A 3,107-nucleotide genomic window follows, 5' to 3' on the forward strand; every position below is an offset into this window, starting at 1 on the left:
GACGTAGACATAGTAAAACCTATTTTCGAGGCCTTACACGAAAAGAATATTAAAATATCTTTAGATGACTTCGGTACGGGCTATTCATCACTAAGCATGTTGAAAGCACTCCCTATCGATGAACTAAAAATCGATAAGAGCTTTATTGAGAACATTGCTGTCGATCAGCAGTCACTCACCATGGTGCAAAACATCATCGCAATCGGTAAGAACTTCGGCATGGTGGTATTGGCAGAAGGCGTAGAATCGAATGAGCACTTCGCAATTCTAAAGGCATGTGGATGTGACTTAATGCAAGGCTACTACTTCTCTCGCCCTATTCCTTATGATGAGCTGGCTACTCACCTAAACCAACAGGTGACCGAGTACGCGGAATGTTCTATTTAAAAACGTGAGTAAATAGACGAGCAAGATAAGGTAGGTGGATAAATACCTACCTTATATTTGGGGTGTCTTTTGATGGGTTATTTATTCATTTCACTCTTTATTCATTTCATTATGCATAACATCGATCAACTGCCCGGAAGGGTCTCCTGATAATTCCCAAGTGAAAATACCACCTAGGTCAGACTTCTTCGCCCATTCTGCTTTTGCTTTAATGGAACGCTGATCTTCAAAAGATATGAATACTTTTTTATCTGGGTTCCACAAATAAGGTGCTTGAGCTTGTTCATCGTACTTGTACTCATAACCTTGTTTGCTGCTGTAGTTATTCATAAGATCCCAGAACATGAAGTAACCATTTTCACCAGTACCAAACTGAGCTCCTTGTTCAGAAACTAGATCACCTTTGGGCAGCTCTCCAGCAAAGTCTTTTGTCCCTTGCCAGCCTCGGCCATAAAAAGCCGCCCCGATGACGAGCTTCTCGCTAGGAATACCTTGCTCAATCATTTGATTAATGAAGACATCAGCTCCCATTCCCCACCAACTCCGCTCTGTGGCATGTAAGTTGGTTGTGTGACCAGTCTGAGTTCCCCAACCTCCGAGGAAGTCATACGTCATCGCAAACATGTTCGTCAAATATGGGCTAGCTGCGTTCCAATCAATTTGGGCTGCCTTAGCACCCACACCAACAGCCGTTGAAAGCTCGTAATCTCTTTGAGTCGTCTTTGATAGAACGTCCAAGTCACTTCTAATTGTTTTTACTAGAAGTGTAAATGCTTCACGCTCTAGCGCTTTTTGCTCATCCGTTAGTTTAGTCTCTGGGTTCCAAGGCGAAGTGGTTAAACCACCGCCTCCTGGGTATTCCCAATCAAGATCAATACCATCAAAGAAGTCATATTTTTGAATCAACTCAACAGCCGTTTTTGAAAAGTGCGCAATGGCTTTAGGGTCTTTCGCCATCGCATGGAAAGGTTCAGACATCGTCCATCCACCAAATGATGGCAATATTTTGATATTTTTATTGTCGGCCTTCAGTTGAGCTAACTGGGCAAAGTGACCTTTATAGGCGACATCAACATTCACGTCTCCGAAATCGACTTCTAACGCAGCTTCTTTATCCACAATGATCGCGGTATATGGTTCTTTGTCCGCACATTGCTGCTTAATTTGTTTTTGGACAGGCTCACCAGCACCGCTATGAGGACCACACATGCTTAAGAAGGCGTAAATAATATGTGAGAGCTTGTCTGCCGGTATGTCGTCAACGGTATAAGGGTTGTCTTTATTCAGATATTGCCAATCTGCAAAATACCCAGCGACGACTTTATCATCAGCATGTGCAGTAGGCGTGAGTATACAAGCAGCGGCTATTAAGCTAAGCGCACTGATAGAATTAAATTTAAAGATAGAACTTGATTGGTCACTGTTACTAGAAATGGCTTGTGTGATAAATGACAGTTTCATAATTATCTCCTTTAGTGTGGCTTAACATTAAAGAGTGATAATTCTTTCAACCGCTGAACAAATTCACTATTCGAGTCATATCTAATAGTTATCCCCTTTATTGCACTGGTTTCATTAGGGAGAATTACCATCATTGCTCAAATAGTGAATTCAACGAAGCATGAGTATCTTACTATTTACTGCCGTTTGGTTTATTCACGCTAAGTTGTTCATCCAAGTTAAGTACCGTTAAAGCATTACTTACACTAGTCGCAATCACATCAACTACGCCAGTTCTTAACGCACCTAATAAAGCTAATGGCTTACTGTTCTCGGCAGCGATGGCGATTACATCAGCGATAGGGCGGAACTCTTCCAAGGCCAAACCAATGACATACAAGGCGGCGTGCATAACGGCTATCTGGATCACACCCAAAAAGTGCGCATCGTGATGGACAATCCCGGCGACACGCTGTCGGTTGGATTTGGCACAACGCTAAGCAGTTCCGGGAATGACGAAAGCCTTGGAATCGACAACCTGACCGTCACCTCGACGGATCAGATCTGACATGCCAGCGGCCAAATATCAGTGCGCCGCAAGATCGCGCAGCGTCGGGCCGCGGTATGAAAACCTAACCCCGAGTGGGGGGCAAATCCCATTCCCCCCCGCGACGCCTATCTTTCGGGCCTTGTGCCGTCAGGCTTGGCGGCTTTGTTGAAAGGACACCATGATATGGACCGCAGATTAACCAATTTTTTGCAAGAAGAAGACGGGGCCGTCACAGTCGACTGGACCGTCATGACGGCTGCGATTGTCGGCTTGGGGATCGCGACCTATGGCGTGGTATCGGGCGGCATCAACAACCTAAGCACCGATGTCGACAGCCATTTGCGCACCGATTGGATCAGCACCAGTTTTGGCCTGCGGACCTTTGCGACCATGGATTTTTCCGGTGGCGATGCGGGCGGTTGGATCGGCGGCAAGGTCATGGATCCGATCAAAGAGCTGGGCGACATGCTGGTGCTTGGCCCCGGCGAGACGGCCTCGGTCTCGTTGGATGTCCCGGACGGCGCGGCCTGTTCTTGCGATAGCAGAGGGGTCAAGCGGTCTCGGCCTGTTTGGCTGCGAGCTCCTTGGCCTTCTTGCGACCGAAGATGCGCTGCACCACGACGAAGAACAGCGGCACGAAGATCACCCCCAGCACGGTGCCCGTGATGGTCCCGCCAAGCACCGCCGAACCCACCGCGGTGCGGCCGCCGGCGCCGGCGCCGGAGGACAG

General features: G+C 47.4%; 5 protein-coding genes. 2 read left to right on the top strand and 3 right to left on the bottom strand.

The features are described from left to right. Window positions 1–387: EAL domain-containing protein (locus Q0688_RS11640; RefSeq protein WP_299076473.1), on the top strand; the 387-nt coding region annotated here is incomplete at its 5' end. 90 nt (window positions 388–477) lie between these two features. Here the strand turns inward: Q0688_RS11640 and Q0688_RS11645 are convergent. Both Q0688_RS11645 and Q0688_RS11650 read right to left on the bottom strand, forming a co-directional pair. Next, window positions 478–1,848: a glycoside hydrolase family 18 protein gene (locus Q0688_RS11645; protein ID WP_299076476.1), complete on the bottom strand. Its 1,371-nt coding sequence runs from the start codon at window positions 1,846–1,848 to the stop codon at window positions 478–480. Window positions 1,849–2,020: 172 nt separating this feature from the next. Continuing rightward, complete coding sequence (locus Q0688_RS11650; protein WP_299076479.1) at window positions 2,021–2,239, bottom strand: sugar-binding domain-containing protein; 219 nt, start codon at window positions 2,237–2,239, stop codon at window positions 2,021–2,023. Here Q0688_RS11650 and Q0688_RS11655 point away from each other — a divergent pair. Beyond that, complete coding sequence (locus Q0688_RS11655; RefSeq protein WP_299076482.1) at window positions 2,234–2,395, top strand: hypothetical protein; 162 nt, start codon at window positions 2,234–2,236, stop codon at window positions 2,393–2,395. The two genes, Q0688_RS11650 and Q0688_RS11655, sit on opposite strands and share 6 nt — an antisense overlap. A gap of 532 nt (window positions 2,396–2,927) precedes the next feature. Here Q0688_RS11655 and Q0688_RS11660 read toward each other — a convergent pair. Next, window positions 2,928–3,107, bottom strand: a 180-nt coding sequence (locus tag Q0688_RS11660) for a hypothetical protein (protein WP_299076485.1), incomplete at its 5' end; no start/stop codon positions are given.

The organism is uncultured Paraglaciecola sp., assembly GCF_937123705.1.
Classification (GTDB): Bacteria; Pseudomonadota; Gammaproteobacteria; order Enterobacterales; family Alteromonadaceae; genus Paraglaciecola.